General features: G+C 71.9%; 14 protein-coding genes and 2 pseudogenes. All 16 read left to right on the top strand.

The genetic code is table 11. The features are described from left to right. Position 1 precedes the first annotated feature (1 nt). The 16 genes and pseudogenes from FIV44_RS09210 to FIV44_RS09145 all read left to right on the top strand — a co-directional run bounded on the left by FIV44_RS09210 (position 2) and on the right by FIV44_RS09145 (position 13,211). Positions 2–778: an enoyl-CoA hydratase/isomerase family protein gene (locus FIV44_RS09210; RefSeq protein WP_141004176.1), complete on the top strand. Its 777-nt coding sequence runs from the start codon at positions 2–4 to the stop codon at positions 776–778. A 27-nt stretch (positions 779–805) separates the two neighbouring features. Further along, on the top strand, positions 806–1,738 hold the full coding sequence (locus tag FIV44_RS09205; protein ID WP_141004175.1) for an EamA family transporter: 933 nt from the start codon (positions 806–808) through the stop codon (positions 1,736–1,738). Between the two features lie 156 nt (positions 1,739–1,894). Next, entirely contained in the window at positions 1,895–3,109 is a 1,215-nt protein-coding gene (locus FIV44_RS09200) for an ABC transporter substrate-binding protein (protein WP_141004174.1), read from the top strand. Positions 3,110–3,176: 67 nt separating this feature from the next. Then, positions 3,177–4,031 carry a branched-chain amino acid ABC transporter permease gene (locus tag FIV44_RS09195; protein ID WP_141004173.1) on the top strand — a complete coding sequence of 285 codons (855 nt, stop codon included), beginning with the start codon at positions 3,177–3,179 and terminating at the stop codon, positions 4,029–4,031. Next, positions 4,028–4,705, top strand: a pseudogene (locus FIV44_RS33965) (branched-chain amino acid ABC transporter permease); the annotation flags it as partial. The gene FIV44_RS09195 and the pseudogene FIV44_RS33965, both read left to right, overlap by 4 nt. 71 nt (positions 4,706–4,776) lie before the next feature. After that, positions 4,777–5,067 carry an ABC transporter permease gene (locus FIV44_RS09185; RefSeq protein WP_141004172.1) on the top strand — a complete coding sequence of 97 codons (291 nt, stop codon included), beginning with the start codon at positions 4,777–4,779 and terminating at the stop codon, positions 5,065–5,067. After that, a complete protein-coding gene (locus tag FIV44_RS09180) occupies positions 5,064–5,765 on the top strand; it encodes an ABC transporter ATP-binding protein (RefSeq protein ID WP_141004171.1) in 702 nt (233 codons plus the stop codon). The genes FIV44_RS09185 and FIV44_RS09180 overlap by 4 nt, the downstream gene beginning before the upstream one ends. Beyond that, positions 5,762–6,460, top strand: coding sequence for an ABC transporter ATP-binding protein (locus tag FIV44_RS09175; RefSeq protein ID WP_141004170.1), 699 nt, complete (start codon positions 5,762–5,764; stop codon positions 6,458–6,460). The genes FIV44_RS09180 and FIV44_RS09175 overlap by 4 nt, the downstream gene beginning before the upstream one ends. Positions 6,461–6,631: 171 nt before the next feature. After that, positions 6,632–7,408, top strand: coding sequence for a GntR family transcriptional regulator (locus tag FIV44_RS09170; RefSeq protein ID WP_181411065.1), 777 nt, complete (start codon positions 6,632–6,634; stop codon positions 7,406–7,408). Beyond that, positions 7,405–7,665, top strand: coding sequence for a hypothetical protein (locus FIV44_RS32020; protein WP_246086896.1), 261 nt, complete (start codon positions 7,405–7,407; stop codon positions 7,663–7,665). The genes FIV44_RS09170 and FIV44_RS32020 overlap by 4 nt, the downstream gene beginning before the upstream one ends. Further along, positions 7,602–8,828: pseudogene (locus tag FIV44_RS09165) on the top strand (amidase); the annotation flags it as partial. The gene FIV44_RS32020 and the pseudogene FIV44_RS09165, both read left to right, overlap by 64 nt. Beyond that, positions 8,825–8,980: a hypothetical protein gene (locus FIV44_RS30360; RefSeq protein ID WP_181411064.1), complete on the top strand. Its 156-nt coding sequence runs from the start codon at positions 8,825–8,827 to the stop codon at positions 8,978–8,980. The pseudogene FIV44_RS09165 and the gene FIV44_RS30360, both read left to right, overlap by 4 nt. A 147-nt stretch (positions 8,981–9,127) precedes the next feature. Continuing rightward, positions 9,128–10,234, top strand: coding sequence for an ABC transporter substrate-binding protein (locus FIV44_RS09160; protein WP_181411063.1), 1,107 nt, complete (start codon positions 9,128–9,130; stop codon positions 10,232–10,234). A 102-nt stretch (positions 10,235–10,336) separates the two neighbouring features. Beyond that, positions 10,337–11,557: a CaiB/BaiF CoA transferase family protein gene (locus FIV44_RS09155; protein ID WP_141004167.1), complete on the top strand. Its 1,221-nt coding sequence runs from the start codon at positions 10,337–10,339 to the stop codon at positions 11,555–11,557. Beyond that, positions 11,554–12,366: an enoyl-CoA hydratase/isomerase family protein gene (locus FIV44_RS09150; RefSeq protein WP_141004166.1), complete on the top strand. Its 813-nt coding sequence runs from the start codon at positions 11,554–11,556 to the stop codon at positions 12,364–12,366. The genes FIV44_RS09155 and FIV44_RS09150 overlap by 4 nt, the downstream gene beginning before the upstream one ends. 5 nt (positions 12,367–12,371) lie before the next feature. After that, the gene (locus FIV44_RS09145; RefSeq protein ID WP_181411062.1) at positions 12,372–13,211 is read left to right on the top strand and encodes an enoyl-CoA hydratase/isomerase family protein; all 840 of its coding nucleotides are present in this window, start codon (positions 12,372–12,374) and stop codon (positions 13,209–13,211) included. Positions 13,212–13,219 lie beyond the last annotated feature (8 nt).

Below are 13,219 nucleotides of genomic sequence, written 5' to 3'. Positions count from 1 at the left end.
CATGTCCGATACCCCCGTCGTCACCTGGACCACCGACGCGCCCGGCGTCGTCGTCGTGACCATGGACCGCCCGCCCGCGAACGCCCTCGGCATCCCCCTGCTGGACGGGCTGCACGCCGCGATCGACGCGGCCGAGCAGGCCGGCGACGTCAAGGTCATGGTGATCACCTCCGCGAGGGAGGGATTCTTCGCTGCGGGAGCCGACATCAAGCACATGTCGACGATCGACGCGGCCTCCTTCCTCGCGTACGGCGACCGGATGCGCGCCGTGAACGACCGGCTCGCGGCCGCGGGCTGGATCTCCATCGCCGCGGTCGACGGCCTGGCGCTGGGTGGCGGCCTGGAGCTCGCCATGGCGTGCACGCTGCGGGTGGCGGGGCCGCGGGCGAAGCTCGGCCTGCCCGAGGTCAGGCTCGGCCTCATCCCCGGCGCCGGCGGCACCCAGCGGCTCCCGCAGCTGGTCGGCCGGGGGCGGGCGCTCGACATCATGCTCACCGCGCGCCAGGTGCCCGCCGACGAGGCGCTGCGGATCGGGCTGGTCGACCGGCTGGCCGAGGACGACGTCGTCAAGGGCGCGCTCGAGCTCGCCGGAGACCTCGTGGGCTCCTCGCTGCCCGCCCAGCTCGCCGTCGTCCGCACCGTGGACGCCGCCTTCGCGATGCCGCTCGAGGAGGGCTTCGCCTTCGAGGCGCAGCAGGAGCAGGGACTCTTCGAGGACGGCGAGGCGGCCGAGGGCATCGCGGCCTTCGTCGCGAAGCGGCCGCCGAGCTTCGCGTGACCGCCCACGGTGCCTGAGCCCGGGCCGGTGCGGAGGCCCGACCGGCGTACGCTCGCCCTCTGCCTGGCGGCGGTGTGGCTGCTGTGGGGCTCGATCTATCTGGCGATCCGGCTCGTCGTACAGGAGGCCGATCCGTTCCAGGCCATGGCCCAGCGCTACGTCGTGGCGGGCCTGCTGCTCACCTGCATCGCGGTCGTCCGTCGTGGCTGGGGGGCCTTGCGGGTGTCGCGTCCCGAGGCGGTCGGCCTCGTGGTCACCGGGGTGCTGCTCCTGGGCATCGGCAACGGCTTCCAGGCCCTGGCGCAGGTGGGCGGCCTGCCCTCGGGGGTCGCCGCGCTGATCGTGGCGACGGTCCCGGTGTGGGCGGTCCTGATCCGGCTGGCCGGCGGGGAGCGGCCGCCGGCCGCCACCCTGTGCGGCGTCGCCGTCGGGTTCGCCGGCCTCGTCGCCCTCGTGGGGCTGGGGCAACGCGGTGGTGACGCGCTGCCGCTCGTCGCGGCCCTCTTCTGCCTGGTGTCCAGCCTCAGCTGGACGGTCGGCTCGTACCTCCAGGGCCGGCTGGTCCTTCCGGGTGACATCGTCGTGGTGGCGGCCTACCAGCAGCTGGTCGCGGCGGGCTCGTCGACGACCCTCGCGCTGACGACCGGCGAGACGTTCAGCATCGACTACTCCGCGCGCGGCTGGCTCGCCCTGGCCTGGCTCGTCCTGGCCTGCTCGGTCGTCGCCTTCCTCGCCTTCGCCTGGCTGCTGGCCAATGTGCCGTTGTCGTTGACGGCGACCCATGCGTACGTGAACCCCGTGGTCGCCGTCCTGCTCGGCTGGCTCGTCCTCGCCGAGCCGGTGGGCGTGGGCGTCCTCGTGGGCGGGGCGGCGGTGGTCGGCGCGGTCGTCGTCATCGTCAGCTCCGAGCGGCGGGTCGGCCCGCGGAGGCCGGTGCCCGAGAACGTCGCGCCCGGCTGACGTCCGCGTCACGCGGCGTGACGGGCGCCACTATCCCTTTGGGGATAGACGAAAACCCCTCCAAGTAGGGTCGTATTGATCTAACTATCGGACCATACTTTCGTGACGTGAGACACACCGAACGTCGGTGTTCCCGGACCCGAGGGGATCTTCCGCATGAAGCGACGACTGCTGGCGGCCGCGAGCGCCGCCACGTTGGCAATGACCATGGCCGCGTGCGGCTCGGCCAGCACCAGCTCGGGTGACGGTGGCGAGGACGGACCGATCAAGGTCGCCCTCATCCCGCCGACCAGCGGCGCCCTGGCCCAGTTCGGGACCGACGCCGTCAAGGCGTGGGAGACCGCCGTCAAGCTCGTCAACGAGGACGGCGGCGTCGACGGCCGCAAGATCGAGCTGGTGGTGAAGTCGACCGACGCGGACCCGGCCACGACGTTGCGGGTGGCCCGGGAGGCGGTCACCCAGGACGGCGCCCAGTACATCGGTGCCGTGATGACCTCGCCCGAGCACGCGGCGCTCAACGCCCAGCTCGAGGGACTCGGGGCGATGTCCTTCAACGCCCTCGGCAAGGACGACGCCCTCGTGGGCGAGCAGTGCTCGCCGTACGCGGTCCACGTGGTGCAGACCAGCAGCATGGACATCAACGCCCTGGCCAGCTCGCTCGCGACGCTCGACGGCGACAAGTGGGCGATCCAGGCGGTCGACTACGCGACCGGCCACAGCGCCGCGGACAAGTTCAAGGCGGCCGCCGAGAAGGCCGGCAAGGAGATCGTGCTCGAGCAGTTCGCCCCGCTCAACACCACCGACTTCGGCTCCTACATCACCAAGATCAAGGGCAGTGACGCCGACGCGGTCTTCGCCGTCGAGTACGGCGCCGACGGCGTCGCGTTCGTGCAGCAGGCCGACCAGTTCAACCTGGACGACCAGCTGAAGACGGTGCTCGGCTTCAACATGGTCTCCGAGCCGCTCTTCGAGACGCTCGGCGACACCATCGTCGGCTACTACAACAACGTCGGGTACGACGTCGCCGGCGACAACGAGCTCAACAAGGAGTTCGTCGACGCCTACACGGCGGACCACGGCAGCGCGCCGTACTACGTGCCCGCCGACAACTACCTCGCCGCGGAGACCCTGTTCGCCGCGATCGAGAAGGCGGGCTCCGCCGATCCGGCCAAGGTCTCGGAGGCGATCGGCGGCCTGACGCTCGACAGCATCGTGGGCGAGGTCACCGTGCGGGCCGAGGACCACCAGGTGCTGCGGGACTCCTACCTCGGCAAGGTCGTCGAGGCGGACGGGGGCCTGGCGTTCGACGTGCTCTCGAGCACGCCGCCGGACATCACGACCCCCGAGCCCGACCCGGCCTGCAAGTTCTGATCCGCCCGATGCCGGTGCGGGACTCGGGTCCCCGCACCGGACATCCCGGCGCAGCGAGGAGACGAACGTGAACGCAGCACAGCTGCTCAACGGTGTGGCCCTGGGCTCCCTCCTGATGGTGCTCAGCTCCGGGCTCGCGATGATCTACGGGCTCCGCGGGGTCGCGAACTTCGCCCACGGCGCCCTCTACATGTCCGGCGCCTACATCGCCTACTCGGTGTCGGACCGCGTCGGGTTCTGGGCGGCGCTGCTCGTCGTACCGCTCGCCCTGGCCGTGCTCGGCGTCATCTTGGAGCTGGCCTTCTTCCGGCCGCTGCAGCACCGGTCGCACATCGAGCTCGGCCTCATCACCTTCGGCATCGCGCTCATCGCCGAGCGGCTGGTGGTCCTGATCTGGGGTGAGCGCACCCTGCGGGTGAGCCCGCCGGAGTTCCTCCAGGGCACGACGTCCGTGCTCGGGGTCGAGTACCCCAGCTACCGGCTCGCGATCATCGTGATCGCCATGGCGCTGGCCGCGGCCCTGGTGCTCTGGCTGCGCAGCACGGAGATCGGGCTCCACATCCGCGCGGCCAGCCAGGACATCGAGACCGCGTCGATCATGGGCATCAACGTCGACCGGGTCAGCCTGGTCGTGGTCTCCGTCGGCGCGGCGCTCGCCGGTCTCGCGGGCGCCCTCGCGGCGCCGTACATCGCCCTGGACCCGGGCATGGGGAACGCCTTCCTCATCACCGTGCTCATCGTGGTCGTGGTCGGCGGCATCGGCAGCATCGGCGGGGCGATGGTGGCCGGGATGGGCCTCGGGGTGATCCAGACCGTCAGCACCGTGTGGTCGCCCAGCTTCGCGGTCATCGTGCCGTATCTCGCACTGAGCATCGTCCTGCTGTGGCGGCCCACCGGGCTCGCCGGAAAGAGGGTGTCATGACGACCACCGCTCCCGCCGACGACGTGACGGCCACGATGCTGGAGTCGCCGGCTCCGCGCGGCCGGCGGAAGGGGACCCTCGTCGGTCTGGGGGTCGCGGTCGGCACCGTCGTCGTCGGACTGGCCGTTCCCCACGCCGTGACCGACACCTACCGGATGAGCCTGCTGGTCGACGGCGCGATCCTCAGCCTGATGGCGATCGGCATCGGGTTCCTCGCCCGGCACCTCGGCATCATCAGCCTCGGGCACGGCGCGTTCTTCGGAGCCGCCGCCTACGGAGTCGGGATCGCCACCACCAACTGGGGCTGGACGCCCACGGTGGCCGTGGGCTTCGGTGTGCTGGCCGGCACCGCCATCGCGCTCGTGATGGGCCTGCTCGTCGTCCGCGCCACGGGCTTCGGCTTCCTGATGCTGACCCTGGCGCTCTCGCAGGCGCTCTACGCCCTCAGCGTGCAGACGTCCGCCCGGCCGCTGACCGGAGCACACGACGGGAAGCTGCTGTCCTACGACCGGGAGATGACCTTCCTCGGGCTGAGCCAGGCCGACGTGATGAACCCCGGGCTGTTCTGGCCCTTCGCCTGGATCGCGCTCACCGTGTGCGCCACCGTCCTCTGGCTGGTCGGCCGCTCCCGCTTCGGCACGACGCTCGAGGGCATCCGCGAGAACGAGGAGCGGATGCGCTTCTCCGGCTACGACACCTTCGGGCCCCGGCTCGCGGCCTTCGTCCTCTCGGGGCGGTCGCCTCGTTGGGCGGCGCGCTGTTCGCCATCAACGCCGGCTACGTGTCCCCGGACATCCTCGGGTTCGGCAAGGCCGGTGACTCGCTCATCGCGGCCCTGGTCGGCGGGTTCGGCCTGCTCGCCGGGCCGGCCGTGGGCACCTTCCTCTTCGTGTACGCGCAGGCCAACTTCAACTTCGGCGGCAACCTGCACCTCTTCACCGGCCTGGCGCTCATCGTCGTCCTGGTCTTCATGCCGGGCGGGATCACGGGTGCGTTCCAGAAGCTCTACCACCGGATCAGGAAGGGACGCCGATGACCATCTTCGAAGGACGCGGCCTGTCCGTGCGCTACGGCGCGCACGTGGCGCTCGACGGCGTCGACATCACTCTCGAGCCGGGCGTCGTGCACGGCGTGATCGGCCCGAACGGCGCCGGCAAGTCGACCTTCATCGACGCGCTGTCCGGCCGGAAGCGGCCCTCCTCCGGCACGGTGACCTTCGAGGGCGTCGACATCACCCGCAAGTCGGTGCGTTGGCGGCGGCGTCGGGGCCTGGCGCGCTCGTTCCAGCGGACCAGCGTCTTCGGCTCGATGACGGTGGGGGACCAGCTCGACATGATCGCGCGGCGCAACGACGAGCCCGACCTCGACGGGATCATCGACACCCTCGGCCTCGACGCGGTCCGGGCGCGCGTCTGCTCGGAGATCGCGTACGGCACCCAGCGCTCGGTCGACCTCGCGATCGCGCTGATCGGCCGGCCCAAGGTGGTGCTGCTCGACGAGCCGTGCGCGGGCCTGGTCCACGACGAGTCGGTGCGGATGCTCCAGCACGTGCGGGACATCTGCAAGGAGCGTGACGTCGCGGCCCTGTTGGTCGAGCACGACGTCGACGGCGTGTTCCGGACCTGCGACGTCATCACGGTGCTCGACCTCGGCAAGGTCCTGGCCACCGGCACGCCGGACGAGGTCCGTGCCGACGAGAACGTGATCCGTGCCTACCTGGGGAGCGCCGCATGACCACCACACCCGTCCTCGAGTTCCGCGGCGTCACGGCCGGCTACGCGGGCTCGGTCATCCTGCAGGACCTCTCCTTCTCCATCGCGCCGGGCGAGACCGTCGGTCTCGTCGGCCGCAACGGAGCGGGCAAGACCACGACGCTGATGTCCGTATACGGCGTCCCCACCGTCACCGGCCAGATCCTCGTCGACGGCAAGGAGGTGGGACGCAAGGCCCACCTCCCGGCCGCACGCGGCGTCTCGCTGGTGCCCCAGGGCAAGCGGATCTTCAGCAATCTCTCCGTCGAGGAGAACATCCGCCTCGGGCGCGCCTCCGGGCGTCCGACGACGTGGACCGTGCCGGACCTGCTGGAGCTCTTCCCCAACCTCGCCCGAGGACGCAAGCGCCCCGGGACCTCGTTGTCCGGTGGCGAGCAGCAGATGCTCGCCATCGCCCGGGCGCTCATGTCCGGACCGGCGCTGCTCATGCTCGACGAGCCGACCGAGGGCCTCGCGCCGGTCATCATCGACGCGATCGTCGAGGCGCTCGAGGAGATCCGGGCCCGCGGCACGGCGCTGCTCCTGGTCGAGCAGCACATCGGGATGATCCAGAAGGTCGCCGACCGCTACCTGGCGCTCCGCAAGGGGCGGCTGGTCGGTGACGGCCCGGTCGAGCAGCTCGGCGACCGGGCGGTCCAGGAGCTCATCGCCCTCTGACGGTGCCCGTCCCGCGGATCTCGACCCGTGGACGCGAAAAGCCCCGCGTCCGGCTTATCTGCCGCGGGGAGACGACCGATTCGGCCCGCGATCTGTCCGCGGAAGGGTGAGCGGCGTCACGCTCCTCCCATGGCGATCGACACCGTGAACCGAAGGACATGGGGCAGTTCCATGGCACTGCCCACGGCTCGCCGGCTGCTGGTACGACGGCTCCGGGACCTGCTGCGTGTGACCCTCGCGGACGCCGCCCACGACGTGCGGCCGGAGCGACGGCTGGGTGGGGAGGCCGAGCTGATGAGCGAGTTCGCCGCGCCGCGGGACGCCGTCCGCGAGGCACTGTCCCTGCTTGCGGACGAGGGCCTCGTCAGCCGCCGTCGCGGCCTGGGCACGTTCTGCACCGACGAGAGCTTCGACATCAACGTGCAGCTGCCGGCCCACGGGACGCCGATGGCCACCCAGTTCGGTGGCCGGGATCGGCTCACGATCCGGCTGCTCGAGTGGTCCTGGCTCCCGGCGCCGTCGGCCGTCGCCCAGCGCCTCGACGGCGTCGGCGACGGGGACGACTGCCTCTGCATCGACTACGTGCTGCTCCGCAACGACACGCCCGCCTGCGTGATCACGAACTACCTGCGGCGGCAGGAGGCGGCGTCGCTGACCCCCGCCGACTTCGTCGACGACTTCTACGCGATGCTGAGCGGAACCGGGAGCACGATCGCCTCGGAGGACATCGTCCTCCAGCCGCGGCTGGCCGATCCGGAGGTCGCCGACCTGCTCGGCATCGCCGCCGGCGACCCGGTCATGTGGATGGACCAGGTGATCCGGGACGACCGCGGGCAGGCGATCGACTTCGCCATCGTCCACATGCACGGCGAGCTGCGGGTCGGCATCCCCGGCGTACCCCGGATGACGCTGAGAGGCTTCGGGTCCGTCCCGGGGCTCCCGCGATGAGCGCGCCCCTGACGATCCGTTCGGCGATGGATGCCCTGCACAGCGGCGCCCTGTCCTCGACGGATCTCGTCCGCCAGGCCATCGCGCGCGCCGACGCGCTCGACGCCGGCACGGGCGTCTTCATCTCGCGGGACCCGGGGCCGCGCTCGCTGCCGCCGCCGAGGCCGACGAGCGCCGGCGCGCCGGCGAGTCGCGTGGTCCTCTGGACGGGATCCCGGTCGGGCTCAAGGACATCGTGGCGGACGCGGGGGCGGTGACGACGGCCCAGAGCCTGGTGCTCGACCCTGCATGGAGCGCCGCGGCCGGCACCGCGCCCGTGGCGGCCCGGCTCCGCGCCGCGGGCGCCGTCGTGATGGGAAAGGTCACCACGATGGAGTTCGCCACCGGCCTCCCCGACCCGGGCAAGCCGTTCCCGGTGCCCCGCAACGCCTGGGATCCGGATCGGTGGGCGGGCGGGTCGAGCTCGGGATCGGCCTCGGGCCTGGCGCTCGGGATGTTCCTCGGTGCCGTGGGGACCGATACCGCCGGCAGCATCCGCATCCCCTCGGCCTTCAACGGGGTGACCGGCCTCAAGCCGACCTTCGGCCGCGTGCCCAAGACGGGTGTCGTGCCGCTCGGGTACTCCCTGGACCACGTCGGTCCGATGGCGCGCACGGCCGCGGACTGCAGGATCCTGCTGGCCGCCATGGAGGGCCAGGACCCCGGCGATCCGTACTCGGCGGCGCCGCCGTCGACCGGCCGCCCCCGGCCGTCCCGAGCCGTCGGCGACCTGTCCGGGCTGACCATCGGCGTCGACCGGCTCGACGCCCATGCGGCGGCCGGGATCGATCCGGCACAGCCGGAGGCGTTCGATGCGGCGGTCGACCACCTGCGCGCCGCCGGTGCCGCGGTCCGTGAGGTCACGCTGCCCCTGTACGCCGAGGCGGTGGCGATCGACCTGGTCGTCATGCTGTGCGAGGCGCACGCGTATCACGCCCGCGACCTCCGGGCCCGGTGGGAGGACTACGGCCAGGCGACGAGGGTGCTGCTGGCCTCCGCCGACGTGCTGACCGGTGCCGACTACGTCCAGGCGCAGCGGGTACGCCGCCTGCTGCGCGACCGGGTGCGCGCGCTCTTCGGGCAGGTCGACCTCGTCGTCTCGCCGACCGGGCACCTCGGCGCGCCGTTGCTGCGGGATCTCGACCCGGGCGACTCGCTCACCGCGCTGCCGTCGGTGCACACGCCGTACTGGAACCCGGTGGGCAATCCCACCGTGGCGGTGCCGATCGGCCTCTCGTCGCGTGGCACGCCGTTGTCGCTGTCGATCACGGGCCGCTGGTGGGAGGACGCCCTGGTCCTCGATGCCGCGGAAGCGCTGCAGCAGCGCTCCGGGGAGCCGCCGGTCCCGCCGGCGCTCGTCGGGCTGGAGGCCGCGGCATGACCGGCGGCGAGCGCCACCGCTGGGGCGATCCCGCCGAGGAGGAGCTGATCGTCTGGAGCCGTGCGGTCTTCGCGGCGATGGCGGCGCTGCTGCACGAGGTCGACGACGCGCGCCAGCTCGATCCCCTCGGCGGGTTCGACCCGACCCGCTGAGCATCCCAACCGGAAAGGTCCAGGAACCATGGAGATCCCAGTGCCTCGCCGCCGGGGGCCGTCTGCGCCCTGCTGGCCGTCGCGGCCCTCCTCGCCGCCGGCTGCGGGGCGGCCTCCCGCAGCTCCGAAGCCGACGGGGACACCGTCGTGGTGGGACTCATCCCGCCGACGACAGGTGCGCTCGCCCAGTTCGGCACCGACACGGTCGCGGCCTGGAGGTTCGCCGCCGAGCAGGTCAATGCGGACGGCGGCGTCGACGGCCGGACGATCGAGATCAAGGTGTACGAGACCGACGGCAGCGTCGACACCACGATCCGCGAGGCCCGTCGAGCCGTGACCCAGGACGGCGTGTCGTTCCTGGGTGCCGTGATGACGGGCCCCGAGAACCAGGCGCTGAACGCCCAGCTCGAGGGGCTCGGCGCGCTGAACTTCAACGCCACCGGGAACGACGACGAGCTCACCGGCGAGGACTGCAGCCCCAACGCCTTCCGGTCGGTGACCTCGGCGTCGATGGACCTGGCCGCGCTCGCCCGGCAGGTCGCCGAGCTGCCCGAGAGGAGCTGGGCGGTGCTGGCGGTCGACTACTCGATCGGGCACAGCGCGTCCGCGACCTTCACCGAGGCCGTCGAGGCCGCGGGCGGCGAGGTCGTCGAGACCAGGTACGCGCCACTGGGGACCACGGACTTCGGCACCCACATCACCCAGCTGAAGCAGAGCGGCGCGGAGGGACTCTTCGTGGTCACCTTCGGCTCGGACGCCGTCGCCTTCGCCCAGCAGGGCGAGCAGTACCGGCTCTTCGATCGCTTCGACGACGTCTTGACCATGAACATGGTCTCCGAGCCGCTGTTCGACGTGATCGGGGGCGAGACCGAGGGGTTCTGGTCCAATGTCAACTACGACGTGGGCGCGGACAACGCGCTCAACGAGGCGTTCGTCGCCGCATGGACCGACGAGTTCGGGGACGCTCCCTACTACGTGGAGGCCAACACCTATCTCGCCGCGCAGATGCTGGTCGAGGGCATCCGGGCCGCCGACAGCACCGACCCCGCGCAGGTGCGCGAAGCCCTCTCCGGGCTGGCGTTCGACAGCATCGCCGGGCCGGTCCGGGTCCGGGAGGAGGACCACCAGCTGCTGCGCCCGGCGTACGTCGGGCGGGTGCAGGCGACCGCCGACGGTGCGCACGCCTTCGACATCGTGAGCGAGGTGCCGCCCGAGCAGACGACGCCGCAGGCGTCGCCGGACTGCCGCCTCTGACCCCGCCGGCCGGCCCCACTGGAGGAGTCTCCAGTGGGGCCGGCTCTGTGTTATGGTCTGACCATTCGGAATCTGCGTACGGTTGCCCGCGGAGGTGGTGGCATGGCGTCGATGACGGCCGACCGTGCGCTGACGGGCCCGCTCGCGGGACTCAGGGTGGTGGAGATCGGGAGCATCGGCCCGGGGCCGTTCTGCGCGATGCTGCTGGCGGATCTCGGCGCGGACGTCGTCCGCGTCGACCGGACCAGCGGTGCGGCGCTCGTGGGGCCGAACGCCGACTTCCGGACCGAGGTGATGCACCGGGGCCGACGGTCGGTCGCCGTGGACCTCAAGCACCCGCAGGGCGCCGACGTGGTCCTGGACCTCGTCTCGGGCGCCGACGCGCTGATCGAGGGCTTCCGTCCCGGCGTCACCGAGCGTCTCGGGATCGGGCCCGACGACTGCGCGGCGGTGAACCCGCGACTCGTCTACGGCCGGATGACCGGATACGGCCAGGACGGTCCGCTCGCACAGGCGGTCGGGCACGACATCAACTACGTCGCCCAGAGCGGCCTGCTCGCACTGGTGGGCCGCAACGGCCAGCCGCCGACGCCGCCGCTGAGCCTCGCCGGCGACTTCGGCGGTGGGGGGATGCTCCTTGCGCTCGGCGTGCTCGCGGCGGTCTGGGAGGCGCGGCGCACCGGGCGCGGCCAGGTGGTCGACGCCGCGATGGCCGACGGCTCCGCGCTGCTCGCCGCGGCCTTCCACGGCTTCGTGAGCAACGGGACCTGGAGCACCGAGCGGGGAACGAATATCGTCGACTCCGGAGCGCCGTTCTACGACGCCTACCAGACCGCCGACGGCCGGTGGCTCGCCGTCGGGGCGATGGAGGCGCACTTCTACGCCGACCTGCTGGACGTCCTCGGGATCGACCCGGCGACGCTGCCCGACCAGAACGACCGGTCGCAGTGGCCGCAGATGAAGAAGGTCTTCGCCGACGCGGTGCGGACCCGCACCCGGGACGAGTGGGTCGCCCGGTCCGCCGGCCGCGCCTGCATCTCGCCGGTGCTCGAGGTGCGCGAGGCGTGGAGCGACCCCCACAACGTGGAGCGCGGAACGTTCGTCGACGTCGCAGGCATCACCCAGCCCGCGCCGCAGCCCCGGTTCAGCCGGACCGCCGCGGTGGTCGACGGGCCGCCACCCGCCCCGGGCGAGCACACCCGTGCCGCCCTCGCCGCCTGGGGTATCGCCCCGGACCGCATCGACGAGTGGGAGACGGCGGGAGCGATCGCGCAGATCGACCCGGACGTCCCCGAGAACCAGAAAGGCAGCCAGGCCCGATGAAGAGCCTCGACCGCACGTACGAGACCCTGACCGTCGAGCAGGTGTCGCCGGGAATCGTGGTGCTCACCCTGAACCGGCCCGACCGGTACAACGCGATGACCAACGTGATGTTCGCCGAGCTGGAGCGCGTCGCCCTCGGCCTGGACCAGGAGGACGACCTGAGGGTCGTCGTCATGACCGGTGCCGGTGCGGCCTTCTGCGCCGGCTACGACCTCGCCGACGCCGAGCACCTCTCGGACCTCGGCGCCATCGGGATGCTGAACCAGCAGGAGCGCGCGGCGCGGGCGCTGCTCGCGGTCCGCTCGATGAGGGTGCCCGTGATCGCGGCGGTCAACGGCGCCGCCGCCGGCGGCGGCCTGGCGCTCGCGCTGCAGGCCGACATCCGGCTGGCCGCGCCCGAGGCGAAGTTCAACGCGGCCTTCGTCCGGATCGGCCTCACGGCGGGCGACCTCGGCACCTCGTGGCTGCTGACCCGCCTCGTCGGGCCGGCGGTGGCCAGCGACCTCTCGTTCACCGGCCGCATGGTCCTCGCCGAGGAGGCGGCACGGATCGGCCTGGCCAACAGCGTCGCCGAGCCCGGCCGCGTGGTGGACGACGCGCTCGCACTCGCCGGGCAGATCGTCGCCAACAGCCCCGGCGGCGTGCAGCTGTCCAAGCGTGCCCTCCACGCGAACATGGAGGTCGGCTCCTATGCCGCGGCGATCGAGCTCGAGAACCGCGGTCAGGCCCTGTTGACCCGCAGCTCCGACATGCCCGAGGCGCTCGCGGCGTTCAAGGAGAAGCGCCGTCCCGTGTTCAAGGGGGAGTGACGACGATGACCGCGATCGAGGAGAACACTGCCGTGAAGATCGACTTCCCCGACCTCCAGGAGCTCACCTTCGAGGTGCTGCCCGGCGACATCGGGGTGCTGCGGATCAACCGGCCCGACCGGATGAACAGCCAGACGATCCGGATGTTCGGCGAGTACGGCGAAGCCGCGCTCGCGCTGCGTGACGCGCCCCTGCGTGCGCTGATCGTCACCGGTTCCGGCACCCGGGCCTTCTGCGCCGGCTTCGACCTCGACGAGATCCACGAGATCACCGAGATGGGCGTGCGCGAGTTCCTCAAGTTCCAGGAGACCGCCACCGGCGGCATCCAGGGGATCCACTTCCTGCCGTTCCCGGTGATCGCCGCCGTCCACGGCCCGGCGACCGGCGGCGGCCTCGCCCTCGCCCTGGCGGCCGACATCCGGCTGTGCGATCCGGCAGCCAAGTTCAGCGCCGCATTCGTCAAGGTCGGCCTCTCGGTCGGGGAGCTCGGCACGTCGTACCACCTCACCCGGCTGGTCGGCCCCGCCAAGGCCGCCGACATCGGGTACACCGCACGGATCGTCGGTGCCGAGGAGGCCGAGCGGATCGGCCTGGTCAACCGCGTGGTGCCGACCGACGAGCTCTTCGCGGCCGCGGTCGAGCTGGCGGAGCAGATCTCGCGGAACTCCCCGGCCGGCGTGCGCATGTCGAAGCGCGCGATCCAGCGGAACATGGAGATCACGTCCTACGCCGCCGCGCTCGAGCTGGAGAACCGGGGCCAGGCGCTGATGACGCGGACCGAGGACATGCCCGAGGCGCTCGCCGCCTTCAAGGAGAAGCGCGCCCCGCGCTTCACCGGCGAGTGACCGCGTGC

It is taken from the genome of Nocardioides humi, assembly GCF_006494775.1.
Lineage (GTDB): Bacteria > Actinomycetota > Actinomycetes > Propionibacteriales > Nocardioidaceae > Nocardioides > Nocardioides humi.
This window is presented reverse-complemented; position numbering and strand designations above follow the sequence as displayed.

What these genes read in the sequence shown, in the direction of transcription:
- FIV44_RS09155 (WP_141004167.1), top strand. Translation starts at nt 10,337, where the DNA reads ATGGCGTCGATGACGGCCGACCGTGCGCTGACGGGCCCGCTCGCGGGA.
- FIV44_RS32020 (WP_246086896.1), top strand. Translation starts at nt 7,405, where the DNA reads ATGAGCGCGCCCCTGACGATCCGTTCGGCGATGGATGCCCTGCACAGC.
- FIV44_RS09180 (WP_141004171.1), top strand. Translation starts at nt 5,064, where the DNA reads ATGACCATCTTCGAAGGACGCGGCCTGTCCGTGCGCTACGGCGCGCAC.
- FIV44_RS09150 (WP_141004166.1), top strand. Translation starts at nt 11,554, where the DNA reads ATGAAGAGCCTCGACCGCACGTACGAGACCCTGACCGTCGAGCAGGTG.
- FIV44_RS09200 (WP_141004174.1), top strand. Translation starts at nt 1,895, where the DNA reads ATGAAGCGACGACTGCTGGCGGCCGCGAGCGCCGCCACGTTGGCAATG.
- FIV44_RS09210 (WP_141004176.1), top strand. Translation starts at nt 2, where the DNA reads ATGTCCGATACCCCCGTCGTCACCTGGACCACCGACGCGCCCGGCGTC.
- FIV44_RS09175 (WP_141004170.1), top strand. Translation starts at nt 5,762, where the DNA reads ATGACCACCACACCCGTCCTCGAGTTCCGCGGCGTCACGGCCGGCTAC.
- FIV44_RS30360 (WP_181411064.1), top strand. Translation starts at nt 8,825, where the DNA reads ATGACCGGCGGCGAGCGCCACCGCTGGGGCGATCCCGCCGAGGAGGAG.
- FIV44_RS09170 (WP_181411065.1), top strand. Translation starts at nt 6,632, where the DNA reads ATGGCACTGCCCACGGCTCGCCGGCTGCTGGTACGACGGCTCCGGGAC.
- FIV44_RS09145 (WP_181411062.1), top strand. Translation starts at nt 12,372, where the DNA reads ATGACCGCGATCGAGGAGAACACTGCCGTGAAGATCGACTTCCCCGAC.